General features: G+C 39.4%; 16 protein-coding genes. 9 read left to right on the forward strand and 7 right to left on the reverse strand.

Annotated elements, in window-relative coordinates; translation table 11 throughout:
* Nucleotides 1-60 precede the first annotated feature (60 nt).
* Nucleotides 61-1029 (forward strand): IS30 family transposase, encoded by a 969-nt coding sequence (locus tag AC0VZ4_RS24645; protein WP_475439697.1) that lies wholly within the window; start codon nucleotides 61-63, stop codon nucleotides 1027-1029.
* Between the two features lie 90 nt (nucleotides 1030-1119).
* Here AC0VZ4_RS24645 and AC0VZ4_RS24650 read toward each other — a convergent pair whose 3' ends face one another.
* From AC0VZ4_RS24650 to AC0VZ4_RS24665, 4 genes are all read right to left on the reverse strand, one after another.
* Entirely contained in the window at nucleotides 1120-1845 is a 726-nt protein-coding gene (locus tag AC0VZ4_RS24650; protein ID WP_475441924.1) for a YebC/PmpR family DNA-binding transcriptional regulator, read from the reverse strand.
* A 132-nt stretch (nucleotides 1846-1977) separates the two neighbouring features.
* Nucleotides 1978-2583 carry an HAD family hydrolase gene (locus AC0VZ4_RS24655; RefSeq protein ID WP_475441925.1) on the reverse strand — a complete coding sequence of 202 codons (606 nt, stop codon included), beginning with the start codon at nucleotides 2581-2583 and terminating at the stop codon, nucleotides 1978-1980.
* Nucleotides 2584-2919: 336 nt separating this feature from the next.
* Nucleotides 2920-3414, reverse strand: coding sequence for a DUF6702 family protein (locus AC0VZ4_RS24660; RefSeq protein WP_475441926.1), 495 nt, complete (start codon nucleotides 3412-3414; stop codon nucleotides 2920-2922).
* Entirely contained in the window at nucleotides 3414-5861 is a 2448-nt protein-coding gene (locus AC0VZ4_RS24665; RefSeq protein WP_475441927.1) for a M1 family metallopeptidase, read from the reverse strand. Before AC0VZ4_RS24665 ends, AC0VZ4_RS24660 begins: the two co-directional genes overlap by 1 nt.
* Nucleotides 5862-6653: 792 nt before the next feature.
* Here AC0VZ4_RS24665 and AC0VZ4_RS24670 point away from each other — a divergent pair.
* The 6 genes from AC0VZ4_RS24670 to AC0VZ4_RS24695 all read left to right on the forward strand — a co-directional run bounded on the left by AC0VZ4_RS24670 (nucleotide 6654) and on the right by AC0VZ4_RS24695 (nucleotide 15225).
* Nucleotides 6654-8273: an IS1634 family transposase gene (locus tag AC0VZ4_RS24670; protein WP_475439728.1), complete on the forward strand. Its 1620-nt coding sequence runs from the start codon at nucleotides 6654-6656 to the stop codon at nucleotides 8271-8273.
* A gap of 421 nt (nucleotides 8274-8694) precedes the next feature.
* On the forward strand, nucleotides 8695-8931 hold the full coding sequence (locus AC0VZ4_RS24675; protein ID WP_007376681.1) for a hypothetical protein: 237 nt from the start codon (nucleotides 8695-8697) through the stop codon (nucleotides 8929-8931).
* A gap of 79 nt (nucleotides 8932-9010) precedes the next feature.
* On the forward strand, nucleotides 9011-10258 hold the full coding sequence (locus tag AC0VZ4_RS24680) for an exonuclease SbcCD subunit D C-terminal domain-containing protein (protein WP_475441928.1): 1248 nt from the start codon (nucleotides 9011-9013) through the stop codon (nucleotides 10256-10258).
* Nucleotides 10255-13905 carry an AAA family ATPase gene (locus AC0VZ4_RS24685; RefSeq protein ID WP_475441929.1) on the forward strand — a complete coding sequence of 1217 codons (3651 nt, stop codon included), beginning with the start codon at nucleotides 10255-10257 and terminating at the stop codon, nucleotides 13903-13905. Before AC0VZ4_RS24680 ends, AC0VZ4_RS24685 begins: the two co-directional genes overlap by 4 nt.
* Nucleotides 13906-13933: 28 nt before the next feature.
* Nucleotides 13934-14593, forward strand: coding sequence for a class I SAM-dependent methyltransferase (locus tag AC0VZ4_RS24690; protein ID WP_475441930.1), 660 nt, complete (start codon nucleotides 13934-13936; stop codon nucleotides 14591-14593).
* Nucleotides 14594-14760: 167 nt separating this feature from the next.
* The gene (locus AC0VZ4_RS24695; protein ID WP_475441931.1) at nucleotides 14761-15225 is read left to right on the forward strand and encodes a hypothetical protein; all 465 of its coding nucleotides are present in this window, start codon (nucleotides 14761-14763) and stop codon (nucleotides 15223-15225) included.
* A 96-nt stretch (nucleotides 15226-15321) separates the two neighbouring features.
* Here the strand turns inward: AC0VZ4_RS24695 and AC0VZ4_RS24700 are convergent, their stop codons facing one another.
* The 3 genes from AC0VZ4_RS24700 to AC0VZ4_RS24710 are packed head-to-tail and all read right to left on the reverse strand — an operon-like array spanning nucleotide 15322 to nucleotide 16748.
* Nucleotides 15322-15714, reverse strand: a complete 393-nt coding sequence (locus AC0VZ4_RS24700; RefSeq protein ID WP_475441932.1) for an ACT domain-containing protein — start codon at nucleotides 15712-15714, stop codon at nucleotides 15322-15324.
* A gap of 19 nt (nucleotides 15715-15733) precedes the next feature.
* Nucleotides 15734-16291, reverse strand: coding sequence for a DUF6942 family protein (locus tag AC0VZ4_RS24705; protein WP_475441933.1), 558 nt, complete (start codon nucleotides 16289-16291; stop codon nucleotides 15734-15736).
* Nucleotide 16292: 1 nt separating this feature from the next.
* A complete protein-coding gene (locus tag AC0VZ4_RS24710; protein WP_002959175.1) occupies nucleotides 16293-16748 on the reverse strand; it encodes a YaiI/YqxD family protein in 456 nt (151 codons plus the stop codon).
* A 202-nt stretch (nucleotides 16749-16950) separates the two neighbouring features.
* On the opposite strand from AC0VZ4_RS24710, the gene AC0VZ4_RS24715 reads away from it, so the two are divergent.
* Nucleotides 16951-17919 (forward strand): IS30 family transposase, encoded by a 969-nt coding sequence (locus AC0VZ4_RS24715; RefSeq protein ID WP_475441477.1) that lies wholly within the window; start codon nucleotides 16951-16953, stop codon nucleotides 17917-17919.
* Between the two features lie 46 nt (nucleotides 17920-17965).
* Nucleotides 17966-18487 carry a lipocalin family protein gene (locus AC0VZ4_RS24720; RefSeq protein ID WP_475441934.1) on the forward strand — a complete coding sequence of 174 codons (522 nt, stop codon included), beginning with the start codon at nucleotides 17966-17968 and terminating at the stop codon, nucleotides 18485-18487.
* The last annotated feature ends 70 nt before the right edge of the window (nucleotides 18488-18557 follow it).

The following is an 18557-nucleotide window of genomic DNA, read 5'->3' on the forward strand; positions in this document are numbered from 1 at the left end:
TCAGATTAGATGGCCAGCTGTTATAATTCGGCCATTCTCTCGCCAAAGGAAATTGCTTTAATGAAATATAAACAGCTGACACAAGCAGAAAGATACCAGATTTACGCGTTAATAAAAGCAGGAAATAACCAAAAACAGATAGCTGATGAACTCACTCGTTCACCGTCATCTATCTCTAGAGAGTTAAAACGCAATAAAGGGCTTAAAGGCTATCGACCTAACCAAGCCAATAATTTTGCAGAGCAAAGACGCAAGTCATCTTTCAAAGCAAGTAAGTTAACAGATGATGTTACTGACTGGATTAATAAATTGTTGGTTGACGGACTTTCGCCAGAGCAGGTGGCAGGCCGCTTAGCTTTAGAGAAAAAGGTCGTTTTGCATCATGAAACGATTTATCAATATATTTACAGAGACAAGGCTCGTGGTGGTGAACTACATAAGACACTCACTCGTGCATGTAAAAAGTATAAAAAACGCTATGGAAGCTACGATAAACGTGGACAGATAGTTAATCGAGTCAGTATTGATGAACGCCCAAGTATTGTGGATTCAAAGTCTAGGATTGGTGATTGGGAGGGCGATACAGTGATAGGCAAAGGGCGTAAAAATGCCCTTGTTACAATGGTTGAACGTAAAACGTTATATACAGTCGTTCACAGAATTGAAAGCAAGCATGCGAAAATAACAGCCGATGCGCTGATCAAGTGTATGACACCCTATAAAGGTAAGGTTATTACCGTGACTTTAGATAATGGAAAAGAGTTTGCTCACCATGAGCATGTTGCACAAAAATTAGAAGCGGATGTGTATTTCGCTCACCCATATTCATCATGGGAGCGGGGCATAAATGAGAATACCAACGGCTTACTTAGACGCTTCTTCCCCAAGGGAACTGACTTTATGTCGCTAAGTGAAGCAGAAATACAGGCGGCAGTTGATAAGCTCAACCATCGGCCAAGAAAAACAAGAGGGTATAAAACCCCTCATGAGTTATTTACGGGGCAATCAGAAGTTCTGGTGGCTGCATAATGATTGCACTTAATACTTGAATTCAAGAAACGTAAAAAACGTGTTTTGCATACACAAAACACGCTTTTTAAAGTTTATAACCGTTCACGTTTAATTTTTTACAATGGCATTGTGATAAATATTTTGTACATCGTCACAATCTTCAAGCATATTTATAAACTTATCGAAGTTAGCGATAACTTCTTCGTCTTCAATTTCAATATTAACTTGAGGAATAAACGTAATTTCATCTACTTCAAAGTTAATGCCTTCAAATGCGTCTTCAAGGGCTATTTTAGCTTTGAAGTATTCTGTTGGCGGTGCAAATACCGATATTTTACCGTCCTCGGCTTCAACGTCGGTTACATCAACATCAGCCATCATTAATGCTTCTAATACGACTTCATCGTCATCGCCTGCAAAGCCAAGTACCGCATAATGATCAAACATATGCGCTACACAGCCAGGAGTACCAATTTTTGAGTCTGTTTTAGTAAATGGCAAACGTACATCTTTGATAGTACGGTTCGGATTATCGGTCAAACAGTCAACAATAACCATGCAATTACCAGGGCCATAGCCTTCGTAACGGGCAACTGAATAGTCTTCCCCTGCTCCACCGGCTGCTTTCTCAATTGCTTTTTCAATAACGTGTGCGGGAACTTGGTCTTTTTTAGCTTTTTCGATTAGGCGGCGTAATGTTTGATTTACTTCGGGATCGGGTTCACCACTTTTTGCTGCAACGTAAATCTCTTTACCATACCTTGAGTTTATTTTCGTTTTAGCATTAGCCGTTTTGATCATAGAACTTTGACGAACTACAAATGCTCTGCCCATTTTGTGCCTCTAATGAATACGTTACGTTTTGCAGTATTTTACCAATTCAAAACGTATTGGGCTAGTTCTGTAATTTAAATAGTGTACTACTTATTACTAATTAAATTAAGTAACACGCTATTTAACATAACTCTAATTTTCTGAGTAACTATCAATTAATCCAACTAGCTCATAAAAGTCATGTAAAACGTAGTCAGCTTGATCTGCATAACCAGGAGTTACATCAGGAGCATATAAACAAGCACGCATATCTGCGTTGTGTGCAGCTTGTATGTCATATAAGTAATCACCAACGTAGAGCAAATTAGCAGAACTAATATCCCAAAGCGTAGCAATTGCATTTAATGCACTTGGATCTGGTTTTGCGGGTGCGTCACTTCGCGTTAAAACCGTGCTGATAGGTAATGGATTATTCTGAAGTTTTATTGATGCTGCTTTATCAAAGTTTCGAGTAACTATAGCCATTGGAATTTTTTTAGCTTTTAACTGTGCAATAGCCTCGCTAACACCTGGTAATAACGTGGCATGTTGAGCATCGAGTAACTCATGCTGATGCACAATATTCATAGCTTCTTCACGCATGTAAGGTGATGGGAGTTGCGCTATAAAATCGAGTAAGTCCTGCTCACAAGGACAGCCTATTTGTGCTTTTATAAGCGAAAAATCTAATTCAGACGATACCAATGTGCCATCTAAATCAAAAATAACACCATGAATAGCCTCTATCTGAGTCGTCATATCATTCCTTGGGTGTAATAATAATTTACTAAACGTACTTTAAACATAAAATGCTCTACTACTTATGCCCAAATTATGGGGAAATAACATCAACTACATTTAAATTAATAATGCGTAAAACACATCAATCAACTGATAATAAAGAAAAATAAAAACTTAGTAGTTACCTTTAGATTGCGCGAAACAAGATAAATATACAATACAAGTTGATTGATTTTACGTTACTTTACTTTACATAGTACAGATCAATTATGAATGTATCTTAAACAAAAGAAGAGAATACGCGCACATTAATTACAGTGCGCGTAGATTGGGAAAGGTTTATTCAAATAATAATTAATTTTGCTCGAAGCGGGCTTCAAGCCACGTATCATCTTGGGCAAAGTTTAAGGTTTTAATCCTACCTTTCCCCTCAACATTAACCATATTCACCTGAGTTGGCCATAAATCACGCAGTGCACCATTACTCATTTTAATCCCTTCAATCCCTTTTGGGATAGGTGCTTCTTGGTAAACCCAAAAAAACTTTCCATCAACTTGTGCGCCTACAAAGCTAAGCGGTAGAGGTTCACCACTTAGTGTTTGTAGCGCAACGTGCGATTCAACATACTTAGCAAAACGTTGTTGATCGGCTTTATTACTAATAATATCGATTTTGCCTTCAAATAATGTTCCTACGGCATGTTCGGTATCGTGTAAATAAAAGCGATGCATTAACTCAACATTATGCGTTCGTTTGTTAAAAAGCACCGTTGTAACTGACGATTTTAGTTGATGCGCTATACTTGGCACAGCAACTAAAAGGCAAACAATAATAAGCAAAAAGCGCATTATTGCTGCTCCTCACCGTCATCCTTTTCGTCTTTTTTCTCATCGTTTTTAAGCTCAGTTTTAATATCTTGCATGATATCGCGACTCACTTTAGCTTTACTCTTTTCCTTTTTAAACACTTCAATACGTGAAGGAATAATGCGACGAGGGTAATTGTTGTTTTCAACATCTACATCAGCTGTTTCCCAACCTGGATCGACAGTCACTGATACAAGCGGCTTGTTTTTGTCGGTAACAATCAGCTTTTGGACGTTTTTATAATTACGACGCCAAATTTCAGCAGGAATATAACGCTCTTCTTTAGTGCCATCTTCATATGTTAGCTCAAGTAATATAGGCATTACCAAACCACCTAGGTTTGAAAATTCCATTACATAATAGTTTTTATCTTCTTCTAAAGCACGTTCAAGCGTTTTACGCTCCCACGGCTCTAAGCCTTTTAAAAACTTGTTGTACGAGTTACGTTCTTTATTGGTTACAGTAAAGCGGTCGTTTTCGTCATAAAAGTCGGTAACATCCGGATTTTTCTCAACCCATGTTTTTTTACCTTCTGCGCGGTTACGCTCAACAAATAATGACGTAGGCTTATCTGCTTCAATATCACGTAAACGGCTGTAATCAATATCAGGGTTTTTAGTGTCTAAACGTAGTTGATACACTTTATCTAAAGAGATATCAACATGGTCTGTGGTGTAAAACCAGCCACGCCAAAACCAATCTAAATCAACACCGGAGGCTTCTTCCATTGTACGGAAAAAATCAGCTGGAGTAGGGCGCTTGTATTTCCAGCGCTGAGCATACTCTTTAAATGCAAAGTCGAATAAGTCACGGCCTAAAATTACTTCACGTAAAATATTAAGGGCTGCGGCAGGCTTAGTATAAGCATTAGGGCCTAAACGTAATACGCTGTCTGACTGAGTCATAATTGGTACTTGGACTTCTGACTTCATGTAGCTTACGATATCGCGAGGCTCAACACCCCAAGGAATAGTAGGATCCCATTCACGACCAGCAACACCATCTAAAAAGCTGTTTAAGCCTTCATCCATCCACGTCCATTGACGCTCATCTGAGTTCACAATCATCGGGAAGTAAAAATGCCCAACTTCATGAATAACTACACCAAGTAAAAAGCGCTTTTCAGCTTGTGAATAAGTACGAGTACCATCATCTTGTAACTTAGTACGCGGACCGTTAAAGGTAATCATTGGGTATTCCATACCACCAACGGGGCCATTAACCGACTGTGCAGTTGGGTATGGGTAGTCAAAAGAATACTTAGAGTACACTTCCATTGTGTGTACTACCGCTTCAGTTGAGTACTTCTCCCATAAGTCACCACCTTCTTTAGGGAAGAACGACATTGCCATAACTAAAGGCTGAACGTCACCACCTTGCTGATAACCTTTTGCATCCCACATAAACTTACGAGACGACGCCCAAGCAAAGTCACGAACATTCTGTGCTTTAAAGTGCCACGTTTTAGTTTTGTCTGTGCCTTCTTTTTCGTTTTCTAGCGCTTCTTCTGCGTTAACAATAAATACAGGACGCTTAGATGTTTCAGCTTGCTTTAAACGTTTGCGCTGCGTACTTGTTAGTACTTTGCTCGCGTTATCAAGCTTACCTGTTGCCGATACAATGTGATCCGCAGGAACGGTAATCTCAACATCGTAATCACCAAACTCAAGTGTAAATTCACCAGAACCTAAAAATGGCTTGTTTGTCCATGCTTCGTAATCGGTATAAGCTGCTAAACGAGGGAACCACTGAGCAATTAAGAATATGTCGTTGCCATCTTCTTCAAAATGCTCATAACCAGAGCGCGCACCGACTGCATCTTCTTCAACAATGTTGAAGGCAAAGTTCATGCTAAATTCGACTTCTTTACCTGGTTTTAATGGCTCATTTAAATCAATACGCATTAAGGTATCAACTACAGTTACGCGCAGTTCTTTACCATCGTCATCTTTTACGCCACTAATTGTATAACCCAGTTCGTTGTCGCTCATAAATTGCTGACGACGTAGCTCACCTAAACTTAATTTAGCAGGCTTTTGAGCTGGTAGGCTTTTTAACGTACTTTTAAACGTTTTAGTTGTTTCGGCAATAGAGTCACTTTTAAAAATATTTTGATCTAGCTGTAACCATAAATATTTAAGCGTATGTGGTGAGTTATTTTTGTATTCAATACTTTGGCTACCCGTAATACGGTGCTTTTTTTCATCTAGCTTTACATCAATATCGTAGTTAACACGTTGCTGCCAGTATTTTTCACCTGGTTCACCTGCAGCACTACGATATACATTTGGTGTAGGAAGCGCTTCGTCTAATTGACGAAACTTATCAACGTAAGAACCTTTTGTTTGCTCAACTGAAGACGCCATAACAACACTCGACATTGCCAGTGGCAATACAAAAGCGCTCAGCGTAAGACCTATTTTTTTCATTGTTAGTCCTGATAAATTTTAGTAAGGGTACTTTGACAAAATAACAGCTTAGCTTCAATAAATTAGCGATAAAGTGTCGCTTTTATAAGGTGATATTCACCAAAAATTTACAGCACTTTTATATAAGTTCAACCATAACCAATATACGCAAGATTAAAACTGTAAAGGGGGTTTACAAAACACCAACACCGCGCCAAACAAAATAGGGATAAGCACTTGAATCTATGAGGTTCAGGCCTAATTCATCGCTAATAGCTACAGTGAGAATGTCTAACTTGAAAAGTGGAGATTGCTATGAAATTTTATATTATAAAAAAGAGCAGCAACTCGAAGCAATTCCTGCACAGAAGTTAATCCTTGAAATTTACCAAGCTTATAATACCAATTTTATTAAAACATGATCACTCTAGGGTCTGTTTATCTTTCGAGGTTGAATTTGCAGCAGACTGTTTGGTATTTAGGCAAGGCAGAGCCTGTGTAGTGTGGTTATTCCACATAAATAGGCGATAACGCAGCATAAATGCCAAACATGCGCTGCCCTTTGGGTTCTTTCTAGGGGCAATTTACTCTTTGTTGCTCGGTTTTTACTTAGCCCACTAGGTTACAAACCTCGCGCCGCGATTAAATCCCCCCTAGATTGAACAAATTTTAATTCTGAAAGGTCAACAGGCCCTAACGTATTAAATAACTCACTAACAGACATTGATCAGACCAATTTCAAAAATTTCGATTTAATTTAAACGCTTAATTCTCTTTAATTTGATAAAATAACATCTCAACTTTGAGGTGTATATGAATCTAAAAATCAAACGGTTAGACCATCACGGTATTGTTTCAGGTGTTATAGAAGACTTAAAAATTGTCAGCCTTTTAGATCAATACTTACCTCAAGACGATAAACAAGAAATCACCCCCGGTGAAGCTGTAAAAGGCATGATCATGAATGGACTCGGTTTTGCCAATCGACCTTTATCACTCAGCCCTCAATTTTTTACTAACTTGCCTCTTGAACATTTATTTCGTGAAGGGGTTCAAGCATCACATTTTAATCGTCACAAACTTGGTAGAACTCTCGATCAATGCTTCGAGTTTGGCTGTGAAAGCTTATTTTCATTAGTCTCCGGACAAGCATGTGAAATAGAACAAGTTGATAAAACCTTTGAATCACTTGATACAACGAGTCACTCACTGACAGGTGAATATGCTTTTGATGATGGAGATAGTGATGAAAACGTCATTAAAATTACTCATGGCTATAGCAAGGCTCACCGTCCTGATTTAAAACAAGTCGTACAAGAAATCATTGTTAGCCAAGATGGTGGGATCCCGCTTGCATGTAAAAACTGGGATGGTAACAGCGCAGACACCGCTATTTTTAAAGCGCGAAGTAAGGCGCTTGTTGACGAGTTCAAAAAAAGCCAAGCTCCTAAATACCTTGTGGCAGACTGTAAACTTTATCATAAAAGTAATGCTGAGTTTTTAACCAAAATTCAATTTCTCACGCTAGTACCTTCAACAATTTCTCTTGAAAAATCCTCTATAAGTACAGCCATAGCAGCCAACCAATGGGTTAATATTGATGATAACTATCAATATGTTGTTGAAGAGATTGAGCATATGGGGATAAAGCAAAGATGGATGATTATTTATTCAAAAGCAGCTAATAGCCGAGCACAAAAAAGCATTGTTCGACAAGTTGAGCGAGCACACACAGGCATCAAAAAAGACCTCTTCCATTTACAAGCTCAACGTTTCGCTTGTCAAACTGACGCACAACGCGCATTAGATAAATTAGCGAAAAAGATGAAGCATCATCAAATAGCGACTCAGCAATTTATTAAGCATAAAGTCTATGAAGGTAAAGGGCGACCTAAAAAAGATGCGCCAGTAAAAAATATTGAATGGCAAATCACGGCAGAAATTGAAGAAAACGAAAGCGCAATAAAACAGATTGTAGAACAAAAGTCATGCTTCGTATTAGCAACGAATATTGATAAAGAAGCCCTTTCACCAGTAGGTTTACTTAAGCATTACAAAGCACAATCTGAAGTAGAAAAAGGGTTTAGGTTTTTAAAAGACCCCTTGTTTTTTGTTTCATCATTATTTATCAAAAAGCCAAGTAGAATAGATGCTCTGTTGATGGTGATGACACTTTCATTGTTAGTTTATTCAATCGCGCAAAGACGAATGAGAGCGAATATGAAAAAAGAAAAAGCCACGATAGCGAATCAAATCAATAAAGAAATATCTAACCCAACATTACGTTGGGTCTTTCAGTGTTTTGAGGGAATTAATCTACTCCAGCAAGGCGACAAAATCAGCTTGGATGGTTTTGATGAGTTCAGGGAAAAGATAATAAGGCTCATTGGTGGACATGCGTTGCATTTATATAAAATCCAAAAAGTTGCCTAGGGGTCTGATCAATGCCTGTCACTAACTACGTTAAAAATTATTTATATAGAACAACTATGTATCATAATTTTAGCCTTGTTATTGAGCTATTTTCTTATCGCTATAATAGATCACTAATTTAATGCAATTGGTATAACTACAAATTTGTAAATGTGATATATGCGTGCGATAAACAAGATGCGCTAAAAAGGTTCCCATCCATACAAAAAAGTAATAAGAAACGCATTATTATTGGCGTAAATATTGCTGCAATCTCAATAATATTGGCTATTTATACGATAAATTAAAAATAGTTAATATTTTTATTGATCTTTAATGCTGTTTGTATTTAAAATCGCCCACCCTTTTATTTGAGGCAAATAAATTCGTCACATTTATCCTCAAATAAATATAGATTAGTAGCAATAAATGCGGTGGACTCATGGATTTTTATATCCTAAAAAAACAACAAGAACTAATTGCTATCCCGGCAAATGAGAACAACTGTAAACAGTATCTCGATTCTGGTTATTTTTACATTGATAAAGTAGCAGCATGTAACGAAGTTAATGCTTTAAAAGTGCTACAAACTAAACAAACTAAAACACTAAAGTACCCACTAATTATGGCATTGCTAGCATTACCGATTATTTTTGTAGGCTGGTATAGTTTAACCTAACCTTAAAATGGTCCTTAGGCTTGCATCTTTAATTACCTTGGGTATATTAGCGCTCTTACTGGTTTTTTAAGAGCGCGACATGAAAGTCCTCCACACCTCAGATTGGCACCTTGGCCAACAATTTTATGAACACGACCGCCGTGTTGAACATCAAGCCTTTTTTACATGGTTATTAGCCTCTCTTGTTGAACAACAAATAGACTTACTTTTAGTTGCTGGCGATATTTATCATACCGCGACTCCAAGCGCTAGCGCCGAAAATCAGCTTTACCAATTTATTAAAGACGCCAAAAAGGCATGCCCACAGTTACATGTAGTAATTATTGCGGGTAACCACGACTCTGCAAATCGTATTTTGGCAGCTCAGCCATTACTTGCACAGTTTGATACTCACGTAGTAGGGCGCTTTGATGTCGCAACACCCGATGAAACTGTTATTACCATAAATACCAATGGCAAACGCGCTGTAATCGTCGCTATGCCATTTTTACGGGCAAGCGATGTAAGTTTACTTAGCCAAACTGAAAGCGGCCCTAGTTATGCTCAAGGCGTTACAAAAGCTTACGAGCTTGCACTAGAACAAGCTACTAATATAAACGAGCAAAACTCACCATTAATAGTAATGGGCCATTTACACGCAAAAGGCGGTGATATCTCAAGTGATTCTGAGCGTAACTTAGTAATCGGTGGGGAGGAGTCTATTTCAGCCAATGTATTTGGTAAACAAGCCAACTACGTTGCCCTTGGGCATTTACACAAAGCGCAACAAGTCGCTAAAAGCGATATTATTCGCTACAGCGGTACACCTATCCCTATGTCGTTTTCAGAGCGTAACTACACGCACCAAGTAAATGTTGTTGAGTTTATTACTGATGAAAAACAAAACATTAGTACAACTGTAAACCCCCTTTACATTCCGCGCTCTGCCGATGTAATTATATTACCAAAAGGGGAGTGTGTACCATTGAGCGAACTATGCGAGCAAATTAAAGCGCTCGACATCGCACAAAATACAATAGCGCCTTATTTACGGGTAAAGCTTAAATCAAGCGATACCGACACCACCTTCAGAGAACAAATAGAACAAGCACTTGAAGGTAAGCATATTAAATTTTGTGGTATTGAACGTGTACGTGAACAATCAGCGCAAAATGACAACGACACCGTATTTGAAGATTTAAGCGAAGTTGAAATGCTCAACCCACTAAACCTATTAGAACAAGCATTCGCAAACGATAAAGACATGGCAGGGCAAAGCGTACCCGATGAGCTAAAAGCACTTTTAAGTGATGTCATAAACGAGCTTACGGAGCAAGAACAACTATGAAAATAACCGCAGTTCGTATTCATAATTTAGCTTCAATAGTTGATGCTGAAATAGACTTTACTCAGGCCCCATTAAAAGATGCAGGCTTATTTGCCATCACAGGCGATACCGGTGCAGGTAAAAGTACTTTTTTAGATGCGATATGTTTAGCCCTTTATACAAAAACAGCGAGGCTACGCGGCGATAAAGGTAACTTAATTGAGTTTAATGGCGACAGCATTAAGCTTAATGATGCGCGGAACCTACTACGCAGAGGTACATGGGAAGGCTACGCCGAGGTTGACTTTTTAGGGCAAGATAAACAGCTTTACCGAGCGCGTTATACAGTTTCACGCACCCATAAAAAAGTAACAGGCAAACTTAAAGTAGCAGAGCACACCTTAGTAACCCTGCCAGACGAAACCTTAATAGCTGACAAAAGCCACACAATAAAAGAAGTTGAGAGCAAAATAGGGCTTAACTTTGAGCAGTTCTCCCGTGCCGTACTTTTAGCGCAACATGAGTTTGCTGCATTTTTAAAAGCCACTGGCGATGAGCGAGCGCAGCTTTTAGAGTGTTTAACAGGCACCGATAAATTTAGCCGTATTGGCGTGCGTATTTTTGAGCGCCATAAAGAGCAAGTAGCAAAGCTTGAAGCGCTTAAAGCAGGCCTTAAAAGCTATACTTTGCTAACACCAGAAGAACTTGAGCTACAACAAACCAAGTTAACCGATTTAAAAGCGCAAACCGAACATACTAAAAAAGAGCTAACCAAAACCGAAAAAGCACTTAACTGGTATCAGCAAGCTACAGTGCTTGAGAAAAATTTACTTCAAGCACAGCAAACCCAGCAACAAGCAAGCTCAGCGCTTGAAAGTATTACCTCACAAAGCGAGCAGGCAAAACAAGCCAAGCAGGCGCTTGAAATAAAAGATAACCGCAGCCGTTTCACTCAATTAACCGATCAAAATACGGCGTTGGATCAGCAAATAACATCACTTAAAATTGTTGATCATTTAGCGGTAATTAACGAGCGTAACACCGCGCTTGCTAAGCATACCGAGCTACTTAATAACGCCAATAAGCAAAAACAAAATGCAGCGCCTATTATAGCTAAAGCGCGAGAACTCGACAGCAACATTGCCTTGCAAACTCAAGCAGTAAAAGGTACTGAGTCGCAAATAACCAAAGAACAATCTCAGTTTGATGAGATCACACAGCAGCTTAAACAAAGCAATAACGAGCTAGAACTCGCTAATACCAACTCAACTAAAAGCCAACAATGGCTTAATGAGCATGCACAGCTGCACGTTTTAGCAAAAGACTGGAGCTACTATCAGCAAAGCTTTAATACCTACTTAAATGCACAACAGCAATTAACTGCAAACCTTGCACAAAGCCAAACCCTTAATAGCGAGCTTGCAAGTCAGAGCGAGCTTTTAAATACGCAAAATAATAAAGTACAGCAGTGCGAGGCGTTACTTACGAGCGAGCAGTCTGCATTAAATTCATTAAATACTCAGCTTAATGAATTTAATGCAGAGCACTGCGACGCGCAGCTAAAAAGTATTGATTACTTAAAAGAGCAGCGAGAGCGCTATAAGCAATTTAACGCAGAACTAAAACAAAGCACTCAACGCCAACAAGTACTTAATCAGCAGTTAAATAAAAGCCAGCAAGCCCATGCTTTACTTAATCAGCATTTAATAACCAGCGAACAAGCGCTTAAAGGTAGCGAGTACGCACTTAACCAAGCGCGTTTAAGAGCCAGCGAAAACGTAGAGCATTTACGGACTGAGCTACGCCCTAATGAGCCTTGTTTAGTGTGCGGCGCCACTGAGCACCCGTACGCGGCAAATCAAAATCAGCAATTAAACAACTTAATTACTGATTTTGAAAATGCTTTTAATGCCGCTAAAAAGCAATTTGACCATGCACAAAGCGAGCTGCATAAGCATCAAACTCAACATGCCGTATTAACTGCTGAACACGGACAACTTGAGCAAGTAATTCAAACGGCAAAAACCAAACAGCTCGACATTAAAAATACTATGCAAGGCGCACGTAGTGAGCTTAACGACTTAACGCCTGATCAGCTTGAAGTAACTTATAAGCAATTAACGCAGCAAAAAGCGCAATACTTTGAGCAGCAAAAACGCCAACGCACACTGCAAACTAAAGTAAATGAGCTACAAGCAGCACTTAAAGCAGAGCAGAAAATACAGCAGCAACTGAGTAATAAACACCTTGAGCTTACACACCAGCAAAACCAAATAACGAGTAAGCGTAGCGAGCTAAGTGCACAAATTAACGAGCTTGGTACAACGCTCAATAGCCAATTTGAAAACAGTGATTTTTGGCAGCAACTACAAGCCAATACACTTGAACTTAGCGAGCTGCACGAGCAAGTTACGCAGTATCAGCAAACTCAAACGCAACTTGAGCAAAGCCAAAAGCGCCAAGACACAGCTAATGAGCAAATAAAGCAGCTTACCCCCCTTATTAGTAAAAGCGAGCAATCGTTAAAAGCACTTAATGAAGAGCTTGTAAAAGCTAAAGCGCTATTAAACGCGGTACAAAGTGAGCGCTTAGCTTTATTTAATAACGAGCAAATAAGCGCAGACGACTACCAAGCAAAACTCACAAGTGAGCAAGAGCAAAAACAATCGCAGGTTCAAGCGAGTCAAAAAGCTTATGACGACGCTATAAAACAAAGAGATGAGCACGCTATAACGCTTAAAAATGTGGAGCAACGCTTACTTGAAAACAACCAAGAACTAGCAACACTTGAGGCACGTTATAACCAGTGGTTTACTGACTTTAAAGCGCAATATAGCAATGCAACGCACGAACAGGTCAAAATTTTACTAACGCTCAGTAGCGATACTATTAAAGCGCATTTAAATCAGCACGAGCAGTTAACTCAAGCGTTAACAGATGCAAATGCCGCATTAAAACAGCAGCAACTTACGCTTGAAAAACACAACAGTAGCGATAAACCAACACAAAATGTAGAGGCTTCAAATACTCAACTAAGTAGCTTAAACGAGCAACAAACGCAGCTGCAAAGCGCATTACTAGCGACTAATACCGCTATTGAGCAACACAACCAAAACGCAAAGTCGCTTGAAGGTAAGCAGGCTGAGTTAACTACACTTAAAACACAGGTTGATCAGTGGCACTTGCTTAATAAGGTAATTGGAGATAAAGAAGGTAAAAAAATGCGTAACTTAGCGCAAACACAGACGCTAAGAATATTACTGCACTATGCCAACAGCCACTTAAAAACACTCAACAAACGCTACGAATTAACCGCCATAGCGCAAACGCTCGACATTGCAATTATCGACCGCGACATGGCCGACGAGCAACGCTCTGTTAATACGCTCTCGGGCGGCGAGTCATTTTTAGTATCGCTAGCGCTTGCACTTGGTTTAGCATCGCTTTCGTCTAACAAAGTACAAATCAATTCTTTGTTTATTGACGAAGGGTTTGGTACGTTAGACAGCGAAACCCTAAGCATTGCAATGGACGCTTTGGATTCTTTGCAAGCACAAGGCAGAAAAGTAGGCGTTATATCGCACGTAACACAAATGAGCGAGCGTGTAGCCACTCAAGTGCATGTAGCCAAAAAGCCAGGTGGATATTCCACAGTTGAAGTTTTATAAGCAACATTACTGAAAACAAGGAGATACAATGCCAACGTTTACAGGCGAGCAAGCAACACAATACGATAGCCGCATAACCCGTTTAGTTCCTGGTTATGAATTATTACATCAGCTCACTAATGCGCAACTACAAGCAACGCTGGGCGACAATGCACATATTTTGGTAGTAGGGGCAGGCACAGGCAAAGAAGTACTTGCACTGGCTGGACTAAACCCTACGTGGCAATTTACTGCGCAAGATACATCAGCCGATATGCTTGCTATCGCACAGCAGCAATTTGATGAGCAAGGCATAACAAGCCGCGTAGATGTACATAATGGCCCCGTTGATAAGTTATCGGTTAAAGCCGATGCCGTTTTATGTTTACTAGTAATGCATTTTTTAGAAGATAACGGCGATAAAAAAGAGTTATTAAAAGCAATTAAAGGAAGCCTTAAAAAAGACGCAAACCTTTATATTGCAGATTTAATGCCCCCTGAAACTTCATTTGAGCGCGAAGCCCAGCTTACAACGTGCGCGCAATTGGGTTTAACCGAAACAGGTAAAACACAAACAGGGCATGACTTAGAAAATGAGTTTTACCCGCTTGATAGAATGCGCTTTAGCGAACTGCTAAACGAGTGCAAATTTGGCATTCCGAAGCTGTATTTTAAAGCCCTAGGTTTTAGCGGATATGTAATAAAATAGTTTTAAATTTAAGTAATATAGCCACATAAACACCGAGTATGCTTACTCGGTGTTTTATTTTATACATACATTTACAACTTCTCACAGCTGCATACAAAGCACATACATATTTTTTATGTTTTAAGATTTACTATTTCTATATCAACATAAGCAAATAGAGAATCAACATGAAAAAATCGTTAATTGCTGTTTTACTCCTCTCGGGTTGCGCATCACAAGGTGTTGACCGTAACGGTCAAAATCAAATAATTAAACGCTATTACGCCTCGGTAGAATCTATGCAACGTGTCACACTCTCATCAGAAGTGGGTACAGGCATAGCCGCAGGAGCTGGTTTTGGGTTTGTAGATAGCTTAGATGGCAATACAGAAGAAATGATAGGTGGGGCAATAATCGGCGGGTTAGTTGGAGGGTTATTTACCGCATTGTTTGAAGGTGGCAACGATGCATATCAGTATAATCTATACGCTGCCAGCGAAGGTGAATTTACCGTAATTCAAAAACAAAAACTCGATCAAAACACTCAATGCGTAGTAGTAAATGCCGGTAAAAAAATTAAGCTTGAGCCAGTAGATAAACAATACTGCGAAAATAGTCCAAATGTGTACAAAAAAGCTGATGTTGCTCTATAGCAATATCAGCTTTTGTATTGTTGTAGGTCGGTTAAGCGAAGCGCCACCCGACGCACTAATATCCACATTACTCAGATCATTACTGTGTCAGCAACCCTAACCAATCTCTTCAAGTGCTTTCATTGCGGCTTGTGCTTTATCTGTTTGTACAAAAATATGGTCGTGATAAAACGCAGCGACCACATTAGCGCTAATGCCATGCTCAGTCAGCTTTGCAGATACCGCAGCAGTTAGCCCTACGGCCTCTAAACTTGAATGTACGTTAAGGGTAATTAAATTATATTTACCCTCGTAAGTAATACCTGCTTTATCGGCGATTTCAGCTTTTAAAATAAGGGTTAGCCCTTCTTCTTCAACATAAGTGGCAAGTGGCTCTAAGTGAACATAATCGGCCAATTTCCCTGCTAAGCAACAAAAAATATACTCACCTTGCTTAAGCGCTGGCTGCATTGATTTTAATAATTCGTTTAACTCTAAAATTCCGGCCATGATCGTTCCTTACAATGTGTTATTTTTTTAGCTGCGCGACTAGCTCGCTTAATCTCGCAATTTTTATATTACTTAGCTGCCTGTAATCAAAATATGGGCACACAATAATGTTGTTACTGGTGTCTATTGCAAACTCGTCGTCGAGCCAATCAAATTGTGCATGCAACTTACCCTGTTGTAATAAGTTTTTAGCGTGCGTACGCCCAGCAATTATGTGTAGCTGGTTTTTATTGCTAGTAGCTTTATTTGCACACGTAATAGTAATGTTGGGCGCGCTAAATAGCAGGGCGGTTTTACCGTTTTTTTGCAGTAAATACTCATCGCGATATTGTTGCCAAGTAGGGGCTTGTTTGGCAAATGAGTAATGCTCGCTTGGCAGGGAAAATAGCACTTTTGCATACACGTTAAACACTTTGCGCCAACCATTACCACAGTGCTGGTTTATGGTATTTATTTGCTCATTTATAACCGGTTCTAGGCATTCAAGTGTTTCAAAAAACGGCATTGGCGGCGCTTTTTCTACGTATACCGCCACGCTAAATTGCGTATCACCTAAGCCAACTAATTGTGTGTTCAAACTAGTTAGCCTTGTTTTGCGCTAAAATACGGTCGAGGTTATTTGCAAAGTTTTGGCGATCGGTTTGGCTAAGTGGCGGCGGCCCACCACTCATTTCTACGCCACTTGAGCGCATGGTATCCATAAAGTCGCGCACGTTAAGTATTGAGCGGATATTCTCGGTGGTATAAAGCTCGCCACGTGGATTGAGCGCTTGCCCGCCGTTATCAATTACTTCACTTGCTAGCGGAATATCGCCCGTAATAACTAAATCGCCTTTTTCAACACGTTTTACTATTTCGTCGTCGGCTACATCAAATCCCGACGATACTTGAACGCGGCTTATGTATTTTGACGGCGGAATACGCATTGCGTGATTGGCCACTAAAATAGTCTCGATTTTCATACGCTCTGCAGCTCTAAAAAGTATTTCTTTTATAACAACAGGACACGCGTCTGCATCTACCCAAATTTTCATGCTATGGTCATTTTTATTGCTTTAAAATTAATATGATCCTATAGCAAAATTTTTTAATCGGCTAGCAAACTTTATATCCATCTATATTTAGATAATACGTACTATTTATGTAATCCTAAATTCGGATAATAAGTGCAATTTCTCAGATTAGATGGCCAGCTGTTATAATTCGGCCATTCTCTCGCCAAAGGAAATTGCTTTAATGAAATATAAACAGCTGACACAAGCAGAAAGATACCAGATTTACGCGTTAATAAAAGCAGGAAATAACCAAAAACAGATAGCTGATGAACTCACTCGTTCACCGTCATCTATCTCTAGAGAGTTAAAACGCAATAAAGGGCTTAAAGGCTATCGACCTAACCAAGCCAATAATTTTGCAGAGCAAAGACGCAAGTCATCTTTCAAAGCAAGTAAGTTAACAGATGATGTTACTGACTGGATTAATAAATTGTTGGTTGACGGACTTTCGCCAGAGCAGGTGGCAGGCCGCTTAGCTTTAGAGAAAAAGGTCGTTTTGCATCATGAAACGATTTATCAATATATTTACAGAGACAAGGCTCGTGGTGGTGAACTACATAAGACACTCACTCGTGCATGTAAAAAGTATAAAAAACGCTATGGAAGCTACGATAAACGTGGACAGATAGTTAATCGAGTCAGTATTGATGAACGCCCAAGTATTGTGGATTCAAAGTCTAGGATTGGTGATTGGGAGGGCGATACAGTGATAGGCAAAGGGCGTAAAAATGCCCTTGTTACAATGGTTGAACGTAAAACGTTATATACAGTCGTTCACAGAATTGAAAGCAAGCATGCGAAAATAACAGCCGATGCGCTGATCAAGTGTATGACACCCTATAAAGGTAAGGTTATTACCGTGACTTTAGATAATGGAAAAGAGTTTGCTCACCATGAGCATATTGCACAAAAATTAGAAGCGGATGTGTATTTCGCTCACCCATATTCATCATGGGAGCGGGGCATAAATGAGAATACCAACGGCTTACTTAGACGCTTCTTCCCCAAGGGAACTGACTTTATGTCGCTAAGTGAAGCAGAAATACAGGCGGCAGTTGATAAGCTCAACCATCGGCCAAGAAAAACAAGAGGGTATAAAACCCCTCATGAGTTATTTACGGGGCAATCAGAAGTTCTGGTGGCTGCATAATGATTGCACTTAATACTTGAATTCAAGAATTTAAAAAGGAGCTTACATGAAGGCTATTAAATACGGTTTACTTATTACAGGGTTGTTTTTTCTTAGTGCCTGCACTAGCCCCCCTGAGGGAATAACACCCGTTAAAAACTTTGATATACAAAAGTATAAAGGCAAATGGTTTGAAATAGCGCGGCTCAATCACTCATTTGAAGAAGGTATGGAGCAAGTTAACGCGACTTATTCAATTAACGACGACGGCACAGTAAAGGTCCTTAACAAAGGGTATTTAACGGATGATAAAAAATGGGATGACGCCGAAGGCTTGGCCAAGTTTGTTGAGGGCACCGACACAGGGCATTTTAAAGTCTCGTTTTTTGGTCCATTTTATGGCGCTTACGTGATTTTTGAACTTGACCAACCCGATTATCAATATGCATTTATAACCAGTTATAACAAAGATTACTTGTGGTTTTTGTCGCGTACACCAACGGTTAGCAAAGAGCTTAAAGAACACTTTTTAACTAAAGCTAAAGAGTTGGGCTTTGCTACCGATGAAATAATTTGGGTTAAGCAATAAACAATGTAAAGCCCCTTTACAGTAGTAATAAAAGAGTCACCTAACTGTAAAGTAACTTAAATATATTGTA

Source organism: Pseudoalteromonas sp. QJM3NY_22 (assembly GCF_056173065.1).